The organism is Agromyces mediolanus (assembly GCF_023715325.1).
GTDB classification, from domain to species: domain Bacteria; phylum Actinomycetota; class Actinomycetes; order Actinomycetales; family Microbacteriaceae; genus Agromyces; species Agromyces mediolanus_A.
This window is the reverse complement of the sequence record NZ_JAMBNX010000007.1, coordinates 182,938-197,943: the sequence shown is the minus strand read 5'-3', so window position 1 is coordinate 197,943 and position 15,006 is coordinate 182,938. Positions and strand designations below refer to the sequence as shown.

The following is a 15,006-nucleotide window of genomic DNA, read 5'->3' as shown; positions in this document are numbered from 1 at the left end:
ACGTCTTTGTACTGACCAGTCAGTTTAATCACGAGAGGCGGATGCCGCAAGCGCCGCGGGCCACCGGCACCCCTCGCCCGCACCCCCCTTCCCCGCGAGCGGCAGGCGCGGCGCGCGCTCGCTCAGGCGTGCGCGGCGGAGTGCCCCGCGAAGACGTTCAGCACGATCACACCGGCGATGATCAGCCCGATGCCGATGAGCTTCGGGACGGTCAGGCTCTCACCGAGGAACAGCACCCCGATCGCGACGATCGCCGCCGTGCCGACGCCCGACCAGATCGCGTAGACGATGCCGATCTCGAGCTCCCGCACCGCCTGCGCGAGCATCAGGAAGGAAACGCCGTACCCGGCGAGCACGCCGACCGTCCACCAGAGCTTCGTGAAGCCCTCGGTCTTACCGATGAAGCTCGTCGCGGCGACCTCGAAGGCGATCGCCAGCGAGAGGAAGAGCCAGGCCATGGCGGACCCCTTCCGGACCCGGGCTCAGTCCGCGGGGGTCACATTGGCATTGTCGCGGAAGAGGTTGTCCGGGTCGACCTCCGCCTTGATGCGGCGCAGCCGCTCGAGGGTCGCGGGCGGGAACGCGGCGGCGAGGCGCTCGGGCCCGACCTCCGACTCGAAGCTGAGGTAGGCGCCCGTCATGTGCGGCTCGAGCAGCTCGTCCCAGCGCTCGCTCGTGCGCCGGCTCGACGTGCCGAACGCGACGACCGAGAACTCCGCGTCGCGGTGCGCGTACGCGGTGGCGTCGGCGGGCACGTCGTGCACGGCACCGCCCGCGGCGCGCACCTGGAAGAAGTAGCTCGCCCCGCTTTCGAGGAACCTCGTCGCGTCCCGGGCGAACTCCGGCGTGAATCGGCCGATGAGCCCGGTGCGCGCGAGCGGCTCCCCCTCAGCGCTGTGGCTCGCGTCGCTCGCGTTCGACACGATGCCGCGGTAGGTGGTGAATCGCACGTCCTGCGCGACGAGCTGTGCGGCGTCGGCGAGCGGGTTCAGCCGCTCGAGCACCGTGTCGGCGTCGTCCGAGTCGACCACGACGAGCACGTGCGCGAGCGGCGGCCGACTCGCGCTGCCGGGCTGCACGATGAGGAAGCTCGTGAGGTCGCGTGGGGCATCGACCACCCAGTCGCTCCAGGCGAGCAGGAACGCGGCCGTGTCGCTCGCGTCGAAGGTGAGCTGCCCGAAGGCGAGCACGCCCACCTCGTCGGCCTCGAACTCGAAGGCGGTGACGATGCCGACGTTCGCGCCCGCACCCCGGACCGCCCAGAACAGCTCCGGGTGCTCCTCGGCGCTCACCCGCACGGTGCGGCCGTCGGCGAGCACGAGCTCGGCCGCGCGGAGGTGGTCGATCGTGAGGCCGTGCTCGCGCACCAGCCAGCCGATGCCGCCCGCCGTCGCGAGCCCGCCGACGCCGACGCCCCCGGAGTCGCCGGAGCTCAGCGCCCAGCCGTGCGGCTCGAGGGCGGCCGCGACATCGGCCCAGCGGGCGCCCGGTTCGATGCGCACGAGCCGGGATGCCTCGTCCAGCACCTCGATGCGACGCATCCGGGAGAGGTCGATGACGATCCCTCCGTCGTTCGTCGAGCGCCCACTGATGCCGTGCCCGGCGCTGCGGACGCCGAGCGGCACACCGGGGTGGGCGCGCGCGACGCCGACTGCGGCGACGACCTCCTCGCGCGTCGTCGGCTGCAGTACGAGGCCCGGGTCGCCGCCGCGCAGGTACGTCGACCGCACCCGGGAGAACTTCGCGTCGCCGGGCTCGATCGCCGTCGCGGCGAGCGAGGCAGGCAGCCCGTCGTAGTCGATGCCGGGTCGACGCTTCGCGAGCGCCGCGGTGCTGCGGATCGCGCCGGCCGAGGCATCCGTCCCGAGTTCCTGCTCGACCGCCTCCCGCAGCGCGGGGGCCACCTCCTCGATGAAGCGCTGCATGCTCGCCGGGTCGTCGCCGGCGAGGATGAAGGTGTCGGCGCCGTCCTCGACGACGTAGGGCAGCAGCTGCTCGACCCAGTCGGCGGGGGCGCCCTCGACCATGCCGCCGCGGGAGCGGACGTCGCCACCGCGCCCGGCGGTGAAGCGGCCGGCGACGTTCAGGAGCCGCCGGATCTCGGCGGGGTTGCGCCCCGCCTTCGTCGCGGCCTCGTCGATGCGCGCGGCCGAGTCGGCGTAGTCGCCCGGCTGCAGGTAGGCGAGCGAGGGCAGCCAGCCGTCGCCGGCGCGGCCGATGAGGCGGAGCATCCGGGGCTTCAGCGCGCCGATCCAGATCGGGATGTCGTGGGCGGGCGCGGGCCCCCGCTTCGCGCCGTCGACCCGGTAGTAGTCCCCCTCGACGGCGAAGCGGCCCCGCTCCGACACATCCCAGGTGCCGCGGATGATGCGGATCGCCTCGTCGAGCGCGTCGACCGCCTGGCCCGGGGTGAGCCGGCGTCCGCCGATCGCCTCGATCGCGTCCCAGAAGCCGCCCGCGCCGAGGGCGAGCTCGAAGCGCCCGTCGCTCAGGAGATCGAGGCTCGCGCTGGCTCGCGCGAGCACCGCGGGTTCGCGCTGCAGCGGCAGGTTGAGCACGTTGCCGGCGAGGTGGATGCGGCTCGTGCGGGCCGCCGCCCAGCTGAGCAGTGTCCACGTGTCGTGGAACGCCGGCTGGGACGGGTGGTCCTGGAAGGTCACGAGGTCGTAGCCGAGCTGCTCGCTGAGCTCCGTGAGCTGCACCGCGCGCTGCGGCGGGTCGTTCACGGGCGTGACGAAGGTGCCGAACTGCAGTGGGCGTCCGTAGTGCATTCCATGCTCCGTTCCGGGCGGTCGCGTCCATCATGCTCGGATGCCGCGGGCCGCGCATGCAGCGGGTAAGCTGCTTACTCAAAGGAAGTACCTTCACCCGGATGGAACGGAGCGCAGCCCATGGCGTATTCCCCCGAATCGCAGGGCGACGAGCTCGACGCCCGCCGCTCCGCCAGGCTGCACGAGCTCGGCCACATCGACGACGAGGCCTGCCGCCGCTTCACGAGCGCGATCGAGTTCGCCGGCCGCAAGTGGAACGCCGCCATCCTGCTCGCCGGGGTGCGCGGCGCCCGCCGCTTCTCGGAGTACCGCGACACCGTCGCCGGCATCTCCGACCGCGTGCTCGCGGCCCGGCTTCGCGAGCTCGAGGCCGACGGACTGCTCGAACGGCACGTTCGGGCGACGACCCCGGTCTCGATCCGATACACCCCGAGTGCGCGGGCGCTGCAGCTGATGGAGCTGCTGCAGCCGCTCGTCGAGTGGCAGGCCGACGAGGAGCGCGCAGCCGGGCACGCTGGCTGAGCCGGCGACCAGCGACCGGCGACGGTCAGCGGGAGCGGTGGTCAGCGGGAGCGGTGGTCGACGAAGGACATGCGCGGCCCTCGTCGCGGACGGCCGCGATGCCCGGTAAGCCCGAGGAGGCGGATGACCCGATAGCGCTGCCCGGCCCACGGCGCGAGTGCGACGAGCATCTCCTCGTCGCTCATGTCGCGGCCCTCGAGCGCGTGCCCGACGAAGTTCGCGAGGTGGTAGTCGCCGACCGAGACCGCGTCCGCGTCGCCGAGCGCGCGCTGGGCGACCTCGGCCGCCGTCCACGAGCCGACCCCGGGGAGCAGCGTGAGCCTGGCCCGCGCCTCCGCCGGAGTCATCCCGGCCGCCTCCTCGACGCGCTCGGCGAGCGCCGCGACCCGAACGATGGTGCGCGAGCGCTGCGGATCGACGCCCGCGCGATGCCACTCCCAGCTCGGGATCATGCGCCATCCCTCAGCGCTCGGCGGCACCCGCATCGGCCGCGGCACCGGACCCGGGGCCGGCTCGCCGAATCGGCGCAGCAGCACCCGCCAGGAGTCGTGCGCCTGCAGCGTGATGACCTTCTGCTCGAGGATCGCGGGCACGAGGGCTTCGAACACCCGCCCGCTGCGCGGGACCCGGAGGCCCGGATTGCGCCGATGCGCCTCGGCGAGCGCGGGCAGCCTCGGTTCGAAGCCCGCCGCACCGTCGCGCGCCCCGAGCAGCTCGGGCGCGGAGGCGACCGCGGCGGCCGCCCCCGGCCCCCACGCTTCGCACCGGAACTCGTCGGGACCGCGCTGCGAGAGCCGCATCGTCGCCGGCCCCTCGGCCATGCGGGTCGCGCGCCAGATCGTACGGTCGGGTGCGGTCAGGTACGCGGGGTCGCCGGGACCGCGGCGGAGCGAGCCCACCGTCTGCGGCAGCTCGCACGAGTGGGGCGCCCGCCAGTCGAGTCGCGCGTCCGGGGTCACCCCTCCAGTGTGCGCCATCCCGCCGACGGCGCACGGCTTCACGCGTTGGCATGCCAGCGGTTCTCTCCAGAAGAAAGTGATGCACTGCGGCAGCTCGGCATGAGTGGCCTGGTGGGATACCATGCAGTGCGGCTCGAAGGAGGAACCATGACGCGCACGGCGCATCGCACGATCGGGTCGATCACGACGGGCGCCGCACTCGTCGCACTCCTCACGGGATGCGCCGTCGTCTCCGGGCAGGGGACGACGAACGGCCCCGACAAGCCGGGATGGGACGCGGTGCTCAGCGAGCTCCAGGACGATGCCACAACTGATCTCGAGCGCGCGATCCTCGAGGACGGACGCATCACGGACGAGGAGCGAGCCGCCGCGGAAGACGCCTTCGGTTCGTGTGCGGCGGCAGTCGGGTTCGAGGTCAGCGGGTTCGAAGCTGGCGGCGGGTATACGATCGACGGCCCCTTCACCGACGACGGTCCCCCGGCGCTACGCGCATGCGAGGCATCCTTCAACCGCACCTCGGGGCAGTACTGGCTCATGCAGCGCAACCCCGACGGGCGCGACGAGGCCGAGCTGATGCTCAGCTGCCTCGTACGAGCGGGCGTACTCGACGAGGGCGTGACGCGCGCGGAGTACGCCGACGGGCTCGGCGAGCCCCCGTTGACACCCGGCGGCGCGGAGTTCGCGCGCTGCAACGGCGACCCGACGGGGGCGTACACCGAGTGAAAGCCCCGATCGCCTGGCCCGCGATGGGGGTGCTCGCCATCACGGCCGCAGTCGCCGGGGCGGGGATCGCCGCCATCACGCTGCCGGCCGGCACCCCCAGCACACTGGCGGAGGCCGCACCGCTCGGGGAGTCGATCGTCACGACTCGCCCGTTCCTCGACGAGCGGACGGTCACGGTGCAGGTCGACCACGGGCCCGAGCAAGCGGTGCTCAGCCCGGTCGCTGGCCTCGTGACGCGGGTCGAGTGCACCAGAGGTGCGCTCCTCGAGTCCGGAACGGTTCCCGTCGCCATCGACGGGGTCCCGCTGCTCGCCATCGCCACCGCCGTGCCACTGTGGCGCGACCTCGAGATCGGCGCGCGCGGCGCGGACGTGCTCGCCCTGCAGGAGGAGCTGGTCCGCCTCGGGCACCCGGTGGTCGCCGACGGCGAACTCGGTCCCGCGTCCCTCGCGGCGGTCGCGTCGATGCGCGCGGCGGGCTCCGAGGGCCGGTCAGCCGAGTTCGGATCCGATGGCGGGGCGATCCGCATCGCCGAACTCCTCTGGCTGCCCGGGGCTGCGGCGCCGATCGCCGCGTGCGAGATCACCCTCGGCTCCTCGGTCGAGGCGCGAACACCCCTCATCCGGCTTCCCGCGGACGGCAGCTCGGCCTCGATCCTCGACACGCCCGACGATCTCGTCGCCGGCGATCGGGTGCTGGTCATCGGCGAGACGACCGTCCCGGTCGCCGGCCCGCGCATCGAGGACCCGGCCGCGATCGAAGCGCTCATCGCGCTCGATCGCGGCCGCACGGAGCGCGCGGAGGGCGAGCCGGGCCGGGTGCCCGCGACGCTCGCCCTCTCCGAAGCCGTCACAGTCGGGGTCATCCCGCCCGGCGCGCTCTACCACCGGGGCGCCGACCGCGCCTGCGTCGTGTCGGCCGGACAGCCGGAACGAGTCCGCCCCGTGGCATCGCAGCTCGGAGAGACATTCATCGTCGCGACGGACGGACCGCTACCCGCCTCCGTCGAGCTCGCCCCCGACCGAAGCGAAGCATGCTGATCTCGCTCGAGCAGGTGTCGCACGAGTTCCTCGAGGGCCGGGCGCTGTTCCAACCGCTCTCAGCTTCATTCGATCGAGGCGAGCTCATCGCGATCACCGGGCCGTCCGGCGCCGGCAAGAGCACGCTCCTCGCCATCCTCGCCGGGCTGATGCCTCCGACGCACGGCCGGATCCGGCGGCCTGGATCGCCGCGGGCCTGCTGGGTCACCCAGCATCCGCACGGCGTCGCCCGCCGGACCGCGCTCGACCACGTCTGCCTGCCGTACCTCGCCACCGGGATGCGCCGGCGCGATGCCGAGCCGCTCGCCAGGGCCCTACTCGACCGATTCGGGCTGAGCGCGGTCGGCGACCAGCAGTTCGCCACGCTCTCCGGGGGGCAGGCTCAGCGTCTCATGATCGCGCGGTCGATCGCCGCCGCACCCGATCTCCTCCTGCTCGATGAACCGACCGCACAACTCGACCAACGCACCGCCGGCGAGGTCGATGCCGCGCTCGGCGCGATCGCGTCGACGGATCTGCTCGTGTTCGTCGCCACACATAGCGCCGGCACGCGCGCGATGTGCTCGCGGGTCGTGGAGCTCGAGGCTCCGCTCGGGTGCGGGTGAACACGGTGGGACGGATGCGCCTCGCCGCCATCCTGAGCGAGGCGTGGCGGAACTCCCGCTCCGGGGCCAGCCACGGCGTGCTGCTCTGGCTCGTGCTGTCGTTCCTCACGATCGGCTTGACGACCGCCGACGCGCTGGCCACCCGCGCCGCGGTCGAGGAGGCGCTCGACTACCGGGCGGCCGGGGCGGCGATCGCCACGATCGAAGCGGTGGGTGCCATCGACGGAACGAGTTGCGACGCGATCGCCTCGGTCGACGGCGTCGCCGCGGCCGGCGCCCTCCGACCAGCCGCCGGCCCCCTGCTCCCGAGCGCGACGCCCGGGTCGAGCCTCCCGGCGTACGAGGCCACTCCCGCATTCACTCGGCTGCTCGGCAGCTCGGGAGCCCACGGCGCCGTCCTGTCCCGGGTCGCGGCCGATCGGCTCGGCCTCAGAACGGGCGACGTGCTGACGCTCAGCTCGGGCGCGGCCCTCACCATTGCCGGAGTGTACGAGTGGCCGGAGGATGGCCGGCGACCAGGGCTCGGGTATGCGGCGGTCGTCCCCGCCCTCGCGAACGGCGCGTTCGACGAGTGCTGGGCGACGACGTGGCCGCAGAGCGCTCAGCTGGTCACGCTCCTCCGCTCGACCGCGATGCCGAGCAGCGCCGAATCCGCCTCCGCGCCCGTGCTCAGCACGGTCAACAGCACGTTCGGGGCCGAGTTCCACGGCGGCGACCGCCACCTGTCCCGGCCGACACGGTTCGCGCCGCTCGCCGCCCTGGTCGCTGCGGCGTTCAGCGTGGCGATCGCGGTGAGGTCGCGGCGCCTTGCGCTCTCGAGCGCAAGGCACCATGGCGTCCGCCGGGCCGATGTCATGGCCGTGGTCGGCGCCGAAACCGCCTGGGTGATGGTGCCGGTCGCCATCGCGGCGGTCGCTGCGGCGACCCTCGTCGGTGCGTCCGCGCCGGCCGACGGCGGCGCCGTGTTCGAGGCCGGACTCCGGGTGCTCGCGGGCACGAGCACCGGCGCATTCCTCGGTGCCGCGGTCGCCGCCGCCTCGATCCGGGCGAACGGGTTACTGTCGGCATTCACGGAGCGATGACCGCGCGAACTCGACCACCGGGTTCGGCGGCGAATCGCACAGATGCGCAACGAATCCCCCAATCGCATCGAGTTGGCGAGGATCTCATGCGCCGCAGATCAGGATCATGCGCGGAAGTTGCGCCAGGCTGCCTGACGGTTCAGACTGGCCGGTGCCATCGAGAGGACAGACATGGGCACCGCAGCCGACTCCCCCACCAGCGCCACCGCCGACGCTGGGACCACGCCCTCGACCGACGCCGTCGACCCGACGCGGATGCACGCCGTCACCGCCGAGACCCAGGCGATCGTCGATCTCGTGCTCGACTACTCGCGCCGCCGGCTGCTCGCGACCGACACGCCGCTCGACAAGCCGGCGACCGAGACCGAGCTCAGCCGCCTCGCGGGCCGCACGATCGATGAACGGGGCATCGGTGCGACCCGTGCCCTCGCGGTCTTCGAGCACGTGCTCGCGCCCGCCTGCATCACGATCGACCATCCCCAGTACCTGTCGTTCATCCCCGCCGCGCCCACGAAGGCCGCGATGGCGTTCGACCTCGTCGTCTCGGCGTCGAGCCTCTACGGCGGCAGCTGGATGGAGGGTTCCGGCGCAGTGCACGCCGAGAACGAGGTCCTCACCTGGCTCGCCGGGGAGTTCGGCCTGCCGCTCGGCGCCGGCGGCGTCTTCGTGCAGGGCGGCACCATCGGCAACCTCTCGGCGCTCGTCGCCGCCCGCGAGGCGGCCCGCGAGCGCCGCACCGCCGCGGGGCTCCCGGCGCCGGCCAGGTGGAAGCTCGTGTGCAGCACCGAGGCGCACTCCTCGAACAAGTCCGCCGCGAAGGTCATGGACGTCGAGCTCGTGCTGGTGCCGGCTGGACCCGACGGGCGGCTGCGCGGCGACGCCGTGCGCGCCGCGCTCGAGGAGCACGGCGACGACGTCTTCGCGGTGATCGCCACGACCGGCTCGACGAACTTCGGCATCGTCGATGACGTCGCCTCCATCGCGGCACTCAAGGACGACTTCGAGTTCTGGTTGCACATCGACGGCGCCTATGGGCTGACCGGCATGCTCTCCCCGCTCGCCCGCGCACGGTACGCCGGGGTGGAGCGTGCCGACTCGGTCATCGTCGACCCGCACAAGTGGCTCTTCGCCCCGTTCGACGCCTGCGCCCTCATCTACCGCGACCCGGAGATCGGCCGCCGCGCCCACACCCAGCACGCCGAGTACCTCGACACCCTCACCGGCAAGCCCGAGTGGAGCCCGTCCGACTACGCCGTGCAGCTGACCCGGCGCCCGCGCGGACTCCCGTTCTGGTTCTCACTCGCGACGTACGGCGCGGCGGCGTACCGGGCGGCCATCACGAACTCGCTCGAACTCGCGCAGCGCATCGCGGAGGAGGTCCGCTCGCGCCCCGAGCTCCGGCTCGTGCGCGACCCCGAGCTCTCGATCGTCGTCTTCGAACGCGACGGCTGGACGATGGACGACTACGAACGCTGGTCGACGCGCCTGCTCGAGGAGCAGCGCGCGTTCGTCACTCCGAGCTCGCACGACGGCCGACCGAACACGCGTTTCGCGATCGTCAACCCGATGACGACCTTCGAGCAGCTGGTGGGAATCCTCGACTCCATGGAGTGAGCCGCCGCGGATGCCTCGCGCCGCGGCGGTGCGCCGGGGGCCGCCCGCCGCATCGTCGGGACCCGATCACCCGGCGGTGGCGGGGCCAGCCCGGCCGGCACCGTCATGCCGCGAGACGCGGCGCGCGCGGGCCGCGAGGAGGGAGTCGTCGCGGCCCGCGTCGCGCCGCCACCGCATCCGAACCGATGCGATCGTGCTCGTCGACACGTTCCAAGGCTGCGCGTCGACCCTATGACCGGGCTATGACCGGGGCTCGGATCCGCTGTGAACCCGGCACCCGGCGGCATCCCGCTCAGAGGCGACGCACGTAGCGCAGCTCGTGCAGCCCGTCGACGCTCCCGCCCTCACCGAACTTCTCCCCGCCGTCGGCGTGCCAGCCGTGCCGCTCGTAGAAGCGGATGGCGCGATCGTTGCCGTCGAGCACCCAGAGGTAGGCCTCGGTCCAGCCCGCTGCGCTGAGCTCCTGCTGCACCCGCTCCATCAGCGCGTGACCGACCCCGCGCGCCCAGCTCGTCGGATCGACGTACAGCCCCGCGAGCTCGGCGAACTGAACGCGGTCGTCGTCGCGTCCGCCGCCGAAGCTCGCCCAGCCGAGGATCTCGCCTGCGAGCTCGGCGACGAGGAGACGGTGCGCGACGCCGCCGTACGCGCTCGGCGCCTCTCCCACCAGGGAGCGCGCGATCCAGTTCTGCCACATGGCGGTGCGGGCATCGACCCTCTGCCCGTCGAGGACGGCCTGGTCGATCAATCCCGCGTAGGCGACCCGCCACGCGTTGACGTGCACCGCGGCGACGCCTGCCGCATCGTCGACCGTCGCCCATCGGATGTTCAGCATCCGACGACGCTACCGGAGCGATGCACGTCGTGACGCTCGGCGGGAGGACCCGCGCGCGATCGGCGTGGCCCGCGCTTCGAGCGATGCGGTGCGCGGCAGGCGTAGCGTGGAGCCATCCGCCTGGGCGGCCGAACAAGGAGGTGCAGCCATGACCGGTCTCGCCACACCGTGGTCGACGACGCTCGGGCTGGGCGTGCCGATCGTCGCCGCCCCGATGGGCGGGGTGGCCGGCGGCCGCTTCGCGCACGCCGTCTCCCGGGCCGGCGCGCTCGGCCTGATCGGCATGGGCAGCGCGGGCTCCGCGGCGAAGCTCTCGGCCCAGCTCGTCGAGTTCGAGTCGGCGAGCCGGACGGAGGCGGATGCCTCGGCCGAGGCATCCGCACTGCCCTTCGGCATCGGCCTCGTGCACTGGGGACTCGACCGCGATCCGGAACTGCTCGACACCGCGCTCGCGGCACACCCCCGGCTCGTCTCGATCGGCTTCGCGGAGGACTTCGCCTGGGTCGATCGGGTGCACGCCGTCGGCGCGCTCGCGGCGACGCAGGTCTACACCCCCGCGGAGGCGGTGCAGGCCGCCGATGCCAGCGTCGACGTCGTCGTCGCGCGCGGGAGCGAGGGCGGCGGCCACGGCGACCCGCGCATGGGCACGCTGAGCCTCCTCGACGCGGTGCTCGACGCGATCGGAGGGCGCGCGACGGTGCTCGCGGCCGGCGGCGTCTCCTCGGGCCGGAGCCTCGCCGCGGTGCTCGCGGCCGGCGCGGACGGCGCCTGGGTCGGCACCGCGCTGATGGCCAGCCCGGAGGCGCTGACGCCGGACTCGGCCCGGCCGGTGCTGCTCGCCGCGACGGGCGACGACACCGTGAACACGAGCGCCGCCGACGCGGCCCTCGGGCTGCCCTGGCCCGAGCGCTTCCCCGAGCGGGTCGTGCGCAACGCCTTCGTCGAGGAGTGGGCCGACCGTGTCGACGAGCTGCGCGGGTCGGGCGACGAGCTCGACGGCTTCCGCGCCGAGTTCACCGCGGCGAACTCGGCCGGCGACCACCGTCTCGTGCCGGTCGACGCCGGCGAGGGCGTCGGCCTGCTCCGCGCGGTGCGGCCGGTCGGCGAGATCCTCGACGAGTTCGCCCGGGATGCCTCGGCGCTGCTCGGCCGCTGGCGCTGACCGGTGGCTCAGGGCACGCCCGGTCGTCGTCCGGCCGATCGACTGGGAGGATGGTTCTCGTGAGAGCACTGCTGACCGCTGGAGCCCTATCGCTCGCCTTCACGCTCTTTCTGACCCCGCTGTTCATCCGGTTGTTCACGCGTTTGGGGTGGGGGCAGTTCATTCGGGATGACGGCCCGCAGTCGCATCATGTGAAGCGTGGGACGCCCACGATGGGTGGGATCATCTTCATCCTGGGGACGTTGTTCGGGTATTTCGGGGCGACGTTGATCAATGGTGAGGGTGCCACGGCGTCGGGGCTGTTGGTGTTGTTCATGATGGTCGGGCTCGGGGTGGTCGGGTTCATCGATGATTTCCTGAAGACGCGGAAGAAGCAGAGTCTGGGCCTCGGGGGCTGGGCGAAAGTCGCCGGGCAGGTCGTGGTCGCGGGCACGTTCGCGTTGCTGGCGTTGCAGTTCCCGAACGCGCAGGGCACGACGCCGGCGGATACGAAGATCTCCTTCATCCGGGATCTGCCGTTGGACTTCATGGTGTTCGGCACGATCGCCGGGACGATCCTGTACGTGATCTGGATCTGTTTGATCTCCACGGCCGCGTCGAACGGGGTGAACGTGACCGACGGGCTGGACGGGCTCGCGGGCGGGGCGTCGATCCTCGCGATCGGCTCGTTCGTCGTGATCGGGTTCTGGCAGTTCAACCAGGCCTGCTCGCGGCTCTCGCCCACCGACGACAACTTCGCCCGGTGCTACGAAGTGCGCGACCCCCTCGACCTCGCCATCGTCGCCACCGCCATCACCGGTGGCCTCATCGGGTTCCTGTGGTGGAACACGAACCCCGCGAAGATCATCATGGGCGACACGGGCTCGCTGGCGCTCGGTGGGGCGCTCGCGGCGCTGGCGATCGTGAGCCGCACCGAGCTGCTGCTGGTGCTGATCGGTGGGCTGTTCGTGATCGAGACGGGCTCGGTGATCGTGCAGCGGGCGTACTTCAAGCTCACCCACGGCAAGCGCATCTTCCTGATGAGCCCGATCCACCACCACTTCGAGTTGAAGGGGTGGGCCGAGGTCACGATCGTCGTCCGGTTCTGGATCATCGGCGGCCTCCTCGTCGCCGCCGGCGTCGGCAGCTTCTACCTCGAATGGCTGCAGAGCTGACGCGAGCGCCCCTCGCGCGCGACTGAAACCACCTAGAGTGGTGACATGGCGGCCCGCTCCGACGACGCCGTGGTCATCGAGGTCGACGGCCACGAGGTGCGGGTGAGCCATCCGGGCAAGGTCGTCTTCCCCGAAGTCGGCCTGACCAAGCGCGACCTCGTCGACTACTACCTCGCCGTCGCCGACGGCGCCCTCCGCGGCGCGGGCGGACGGCCGATGGTGCTGAAGCGCTTCGTGAAGGGCATCGACCGCGAGGCGTTCTTCCAGAAGCGAGTGCCCGAGCAGCACCCCGACTTCATCGACACCGCGACGCTCCACTACGCGCGGGGCACGGAGGCCGAGGAGACCGTCGTGCGCGAGCGCGCCGGACTCGCCTGGGTCGTGAACCTCGGCTGCATCGACCTCAACCCGCACCCGGTGCGCGCGGAGGACCTCGACCACCCCGACGAGCTGCGCGTCGACCTCGATCCGATGCCCGGCGTCGACTGGTCGCAGATCGTCGACACCGCGTTCATCGCGCGCGAGGTGCTCGAGGAGCACGGCCTCGTCGCCTGGCCGAAAACTTCCGGGTCACGGGGCATGCACGTGAACGTGCGGATCGAGCCCCGCTGGAGCTACCCCGAGGTGCGGCTCGCCGCCGAGGCGCTCGCCCGCGAGATCGCCGATCGCGCCCCGGGTCTCGCGACGGCCCGCTGGTGGAAGGAGGAGCGCGGCGAGACCGTGTTCGTCGACTTCAACCAGAACGCGAAGGACCGCACCGTCGCCTCGGCGTACTCGGTGCGACCCCTCGCCGACGCCCGGGTGTCGACCCCGCTGGACTGGAACGAGGTGCGCACCGCCCGGCCCGAGGACTTCACCGTCACGACGGTGCTGCGCCGCTTCGCGGAGCGCGGCGACCCGGCGGCCGGCATCGACGACGCGGCCGGCACCCTCGACGGGCTGCTCGCCCTCGCGGAACGGCTCGGGCCGGCGGAGAAGCCGCCGAGGGGCACGGATGCCTCGGGCCGACGCGCCTCGACGATGCCGCTCGTCGAGCTCGCCCGCACCGAGACGAAGCCCGAGGCACTGGCCGCCCTCGAGGAGTGGCGGACGAGGCATCCGGCCGCCGCCGCGGCCCTGCACCCGGCCGATGTGCTCGTCGACGGCATGCGCGGGGCGAGCTCGCTCTGGTACCGCGTGCGGGTGAATCTGCAGCACGTGCCGGAGGGCGACCGCCCGCCGCAGGAGCCGCTCATCGCCGACTACGACCCGTGGGCGGGGCGCCGGCCGAGCTGAGCGGGGGCGGGGCCGCAGCGGAATGACGCTCGAGTTCCGCACGCAGCGCGTCGCGGCGCGGAGACGCGACCTGGCCGTCGAGAAGGGATCCCGCGAGGTGCAGGAGCGGCGTCCTCATCGAGAGATCTTGAAGCGAGGCGATGATGGCGAGGCTTTCCGCGACATCGTCGAGCGCTGGTTGGGGCGGCGTCAGGCGGAGGCGGATCGAGCCACGGATCAACAGAGCTTCCGCACGCCATGCATCGGGCGCAGGTAGCTCATCGAGACACCGATCGATCTCATGGAGGAGAATGTGTCCGTCGACGTCTCGCTCCTCGAGCAGGTCGAGTCGAGACAAATAGAGGCGGGTCCGGGCGTGCTCTCGCGGGTCTTCGACCGCCTCCAGAACGGCGAGCTCCTCCTCGAATCGCGCCCGTGCCGCGGCGTACTCGCCGCGTCCCATCAAGCTCACGCCGAGGTCGAACAGCGCGTGGGACAGGTTTCGAAGATCGTCCGAGTTGCGGAGTTCGTTGACCGACTCAGTCAGCATCTTCTCCGCTCGTTCCGGATCGCCGAGTCGACGAAGCGTGAGCGCCAGCGTGTTCCGAGTGATCGCCGCTCCGTGGCGGTCTCCGGACGCGACCATGGCGTCGAGTTCTTCCAGCAGATACGGGAGCGCCTCACTGTCCCGACCAAGTCGATGGAGCGTGCGGCCCATGTTGTACCCAGCGAGCACCCGATTCGCTTCGTCGTTCCGTAACCCGGCGATCGCCGATGCGCGTCGATAGCTCAGGAGCGCGGACTCCCAGTCGCCGAGTTGTCCGAACGCGTGCCCCGTGATCACCCAGCCGTGGCTCTCCCACTCGTAGCCGGGGATCCGTTCAGCGGCTCCCTGGGCAGCCTGAGCGAATCGAAGCGCCCTCGCCCCGTCTTCGAGCCCGACGGCAGCCTCGGCCCGCCGCGAGAGCAGCACAGCCTGCGTGAGGTCGAGTTGTTCGGCGGTCAGGCTGGCATCGGGCAACTCGCGGAGCCGCCGAACGAACCCCTGGCCGAGCCGGCACAAGGCTTCGAGCTCGACCCACCGTTCTTGTCGGGTGAGATACACGGCGACGCCGTCGACACCGCCGAGTGCCGCAGCCGGACTCCGCAGGACCGTCCCGGCGAGTTCGATCGCGTCGAGCAGATTCGGCGTGTACCGCTGGAACCACGCCATCGCCATCTGGTTCCTCCGCTCGCCTCCGCCGCCCGGTCGAACCCACGCGCGCACCATCTCCTGACTCTCCGC

The 15,006-nt window shown here is 72.2% G+C and carries 14 protein-coding genes; 9 read left to right on the top strand and 5 right to left on the bottom strand.

Annotation, left to right across the window (positions count from 1 at the left end; translation table 11 throughout):
• Window positions 1–122: 122 nt before the first annotated feature.
• A complete protein-coding gene (locus tag M3147_RS13735) occupies window positions 123–458 on the bottom strand; it encodes a DMT family transporter (protein ID WP_251204030.1) in 336 nt (111 codons plus the stop codon).
• A 24-nt stretch (window positions 459–482) separates the two neighbouring features.
• Window positions 483–2,771 carry an LLM class flavin-dependent oxidoreductase gene (locus M3147_RS13730; protein ID WP_251204029.1) on the bottom strand — a complete coding sequence of 763 codons (2,289 nt, stop codon included), beginning with the start codon at window positions 2,769–2,771 and terminating at the stop codon, window positions 483–485.
• A 120-nt stretch (window positions 2,772–2,891) separates the two neighbouring features.
• On the opposite strand from M3147_RS13730, the gene M3147_RS13725 reads away from it, so the two are divergent.
• Window positions 2,892–3,293 carry a winged helix-turn-helix transcriptional regulator gene (locus M3147_RS13725; protein WP_251204028.1) on the top strand — a complete coding sequence of 134 codons (402 nt, stop codon included), beginning with the start codon at window positions 2,892–2,894 and terminating at the stop codon, window positions 3,291–3,293.
• Between the two features lie 41 nt (window positions 3,294–3,334).
• Here M3147_RS13725 and M3147_RS13720 read toward each other — a convergent pair whose 3' ends face one another.
• On the bottom strand, window positions 3,335–4,252 hold the full coding sequence (locus M3147_RS13720) for a DNA-3-methyladenine glycosylase family protein (protein WP_251204027.1): 918 nt from the start codon (window positions 4,250–4,252) through the stop codon (window positions 3,335–3,337).
• Between the two features lie 147 nt (window positions 4,253–4,399).
• Here M3147_RS13720 and M3147_RS13715 point away from each other — a divergent pair, with 147 nt between their 5' ends.
• The 5 genes from M3147_RS13715 (at window position 4,400) to M3147_RS13695 (ending at window position 9,316) form a co-directional block, all read left to right on the top strand.
• Complete coding sequence (locus M3147_RS13715) at window positions 4,400–4,975, top strand: hypothetical protein (protein WP_251204026.1); 576 nt, start codon at window positions 4,400–4,402, stop codon at window positions 4,973–4,975.
• Window positions 4,972–6,015, top strand: coding sequence for a peptidoglycan-binding domain-containing protein (locus M3147_RS13710; protein WP_251204025.1), 1,044 nt, complete (start codon window positions 4,972–4,974; stop codon window positions 6,013–6,015). Before M3147_RS13715 ends, M3147_RS13710 begins: the two co-directional genes overlap by 4 nt.
• Window positions 6,009–6,620 carry an ABC transporter ATP-binding protein gene (locus M3147_RS13705; protein WP_251204024.1) on the top strand — a complete coding sequence of 204 codons (612 nt, stop codon included), beginning with the start codon at window positions 6,009–6,011 and terminating at the stop codon, window positions 6,618–6,620. Before M3147_RS13710 ends, M3147_RS13705 begins: the two co-directional genes overlap by 7 nt.
• Before the next feature lie 14 nt (window positions 6,621–6,634).
• Complete coding sequence (locus M3147_RS13700) at window positions 6,635–7,702, top strand: hypothetical protein (protein WP_251204023.1); 1,068 nt, start codon at window positions 6,635–6,637, stop codon at window positions 7,700–7,702.
• 255 nt (window positions 7,703–7,957) lie between these two features.
• A complete protein-coding gene (locus M3147_RS13695; RefSeq protein WP_251204089.1) occupies window positions 7,958–9,316 on the top strand; it encodes a pyridoxal phosphate-dependent decarboxylase family protein in 1,359 nt (452 codons plus the stop codon).
• A gap of 292 nt (window positions 9,317–9,608) precedes the next feature.
• Here M3147_RS13695 and M3147_RS13690 read toward each other — a convergent pair whose 3' ends face one another.
• A complete protein-coding gene (locus tag M3147_RS13690; protein ID WP_251204022.1) occupies window positions 9,609–10,151 on the bottom strand; it encodes a GNAT family N-acetyltransferase in 543 nt (180 codons plus the stop codon).
• A 148-nt stretch (window positions 10,152–10,299) separates the two neighbouring features.
• Between M3147_RS13690 and M3147_RS13685 the strand changes: the two genes are divergently transcribed.
• The 3 genes from M3147_RS13685 to M3147_RS13675 are packed head-to-tail and all read left to right on the top strand — an operon-like array spanning window position 10,300 to window position 13,742.
• Window positions 10,300–11,313 carry an NAD(P)H-dependent flavin oxidoreductase gene (locus M3147_RS13685; protein ID WP_251204021.1) on the top strand — a complete coding sequence of 338 codons (1,014 nt, stop codon included), beginning with the start codon at window positions 10,300–10,302 and terminating at the stop codon, window positions 11,311–11,313.
• Window positions 11,314–11,372: 59 nt separating this feature from the next.
• Window positions 11,373–12,467 carry a phospho-N-acetylmuramoyl-pentapeptide-transferase gene (gene mraY, locus M3147_RS13680; protein ID WP_251204088.1) on the top strand — a complete coding sequence of 365 codons (1,095 nt, stop codon included), beginning with the start codon at window positions 11,373–11,375 and terminating at the stop codon, window positions 12,465–12,467.
• A gap of 45 nt (window positions 12,468–12,512) precedes the next feature.
• Window positions 12,513–13,742, top strand: a complete 1,230-nt coding sequence (locus M3147_RS13675) for a DNA polymerase domain-containing protein (RefSeq protein ID WP_251204020.1) — start codon at window positions 12,513–12,515, stop codon at window positions 13,740–13,742.
• Here the strand turns inward: M3147_RS13675 and M3147_RS13670 are convergent.
• Complete coding sequence (locus M3147_RS13670) at window positions 13,699–14,934, bottom strand: tetratricopeptide repeat protein (protein ID WP_251204019.1); 1,236 nt, start codon at window positions 14,932–14,934, stop codon at window positions 13,699–13,701. The two genes, M3147_RS13675 and M3147_RS13670, sit on opposite strands and share 44 nt — an antisense overlap.
• Between the last annotated feature and the right edge of the window lie 72 nt (window positions 14,935–15,006).

Coding starts and splice junctions, on each gene's coding strand:
- M3147_RS13685 (WP_251204021.1), top strand. CDS start 10,300: ATGACCGGTCTCGCCACACCGTGGTCGACGACGCTCGGGCTGGGCGTG.
- M3147_RS13735 (WP_251204030.1), bottom strand. CDS start 458: ATGGCCTGGCTCTTCCTCTCGCTGGCGATCGCCTTCGAGGTCGCCGCG.
- M3147_RS13705 (WP_251204024.1), top strand. CDS start 6,009: ATGCTGATCTCGCTCGAGCAGGTGTCGCACGAGTTCCTCGAGGGCCGG.
- M3147_RS13690 (WP_251204022.1), bottom strand. CDS start 10,151: ATGCTGAACATCCGATGGGCGACGGTCGACGATGCGGCAGGCGTCGCC.
- M3147_RS13715 (WP_251204026.1), top strand. CDS start 4,400: ATGACGCGCACGGCGCATCGCACGATCGGGTCGATCACGACGGGCGCC.
- M3147_RS13730 (WP_251204029.1), bottom strand. CDS start 2,771: ATGCACTACGGACGCCCACTGCAGTTCGGCACCTTCGTCACGCCCGTG.
- M3147_RS13675 (WP_251204020.1), top strand. CDS start 12,513: ATGGCGGCCCGCTCCGACGACGCCGTGGTCATCGAGGTCGACGGCCAC.
- M3147_RS13725 (WP_251204028.1), top strand. CDS start 2,892: ATGGCGTATTCCCCCGAATCGCAGGGCGACGAGCTCGACGCCCGCCGC.
- M3147_RS13700 (WP_251204023.1), top strand. CDS start 6,635: ATGCGCCTCGCCGCCATCCTGAGCGAGGCGTGGCGGAACTCCCGCTCC.
- M3147_RS13695 (WP_251204089.1), top strand. CDS start 7,958: ATGCACGCCGTCACCGCCGAGACCCAGGCGATCGTCGATCTCGTGCTC.
- M3147_RS13670 (WP_251204019.1), bottom strand. CDS start 14,934: ATGGCGTGGTTCCAGCGGTACACGCCGAATCTGCTCGACGCGATCGAA.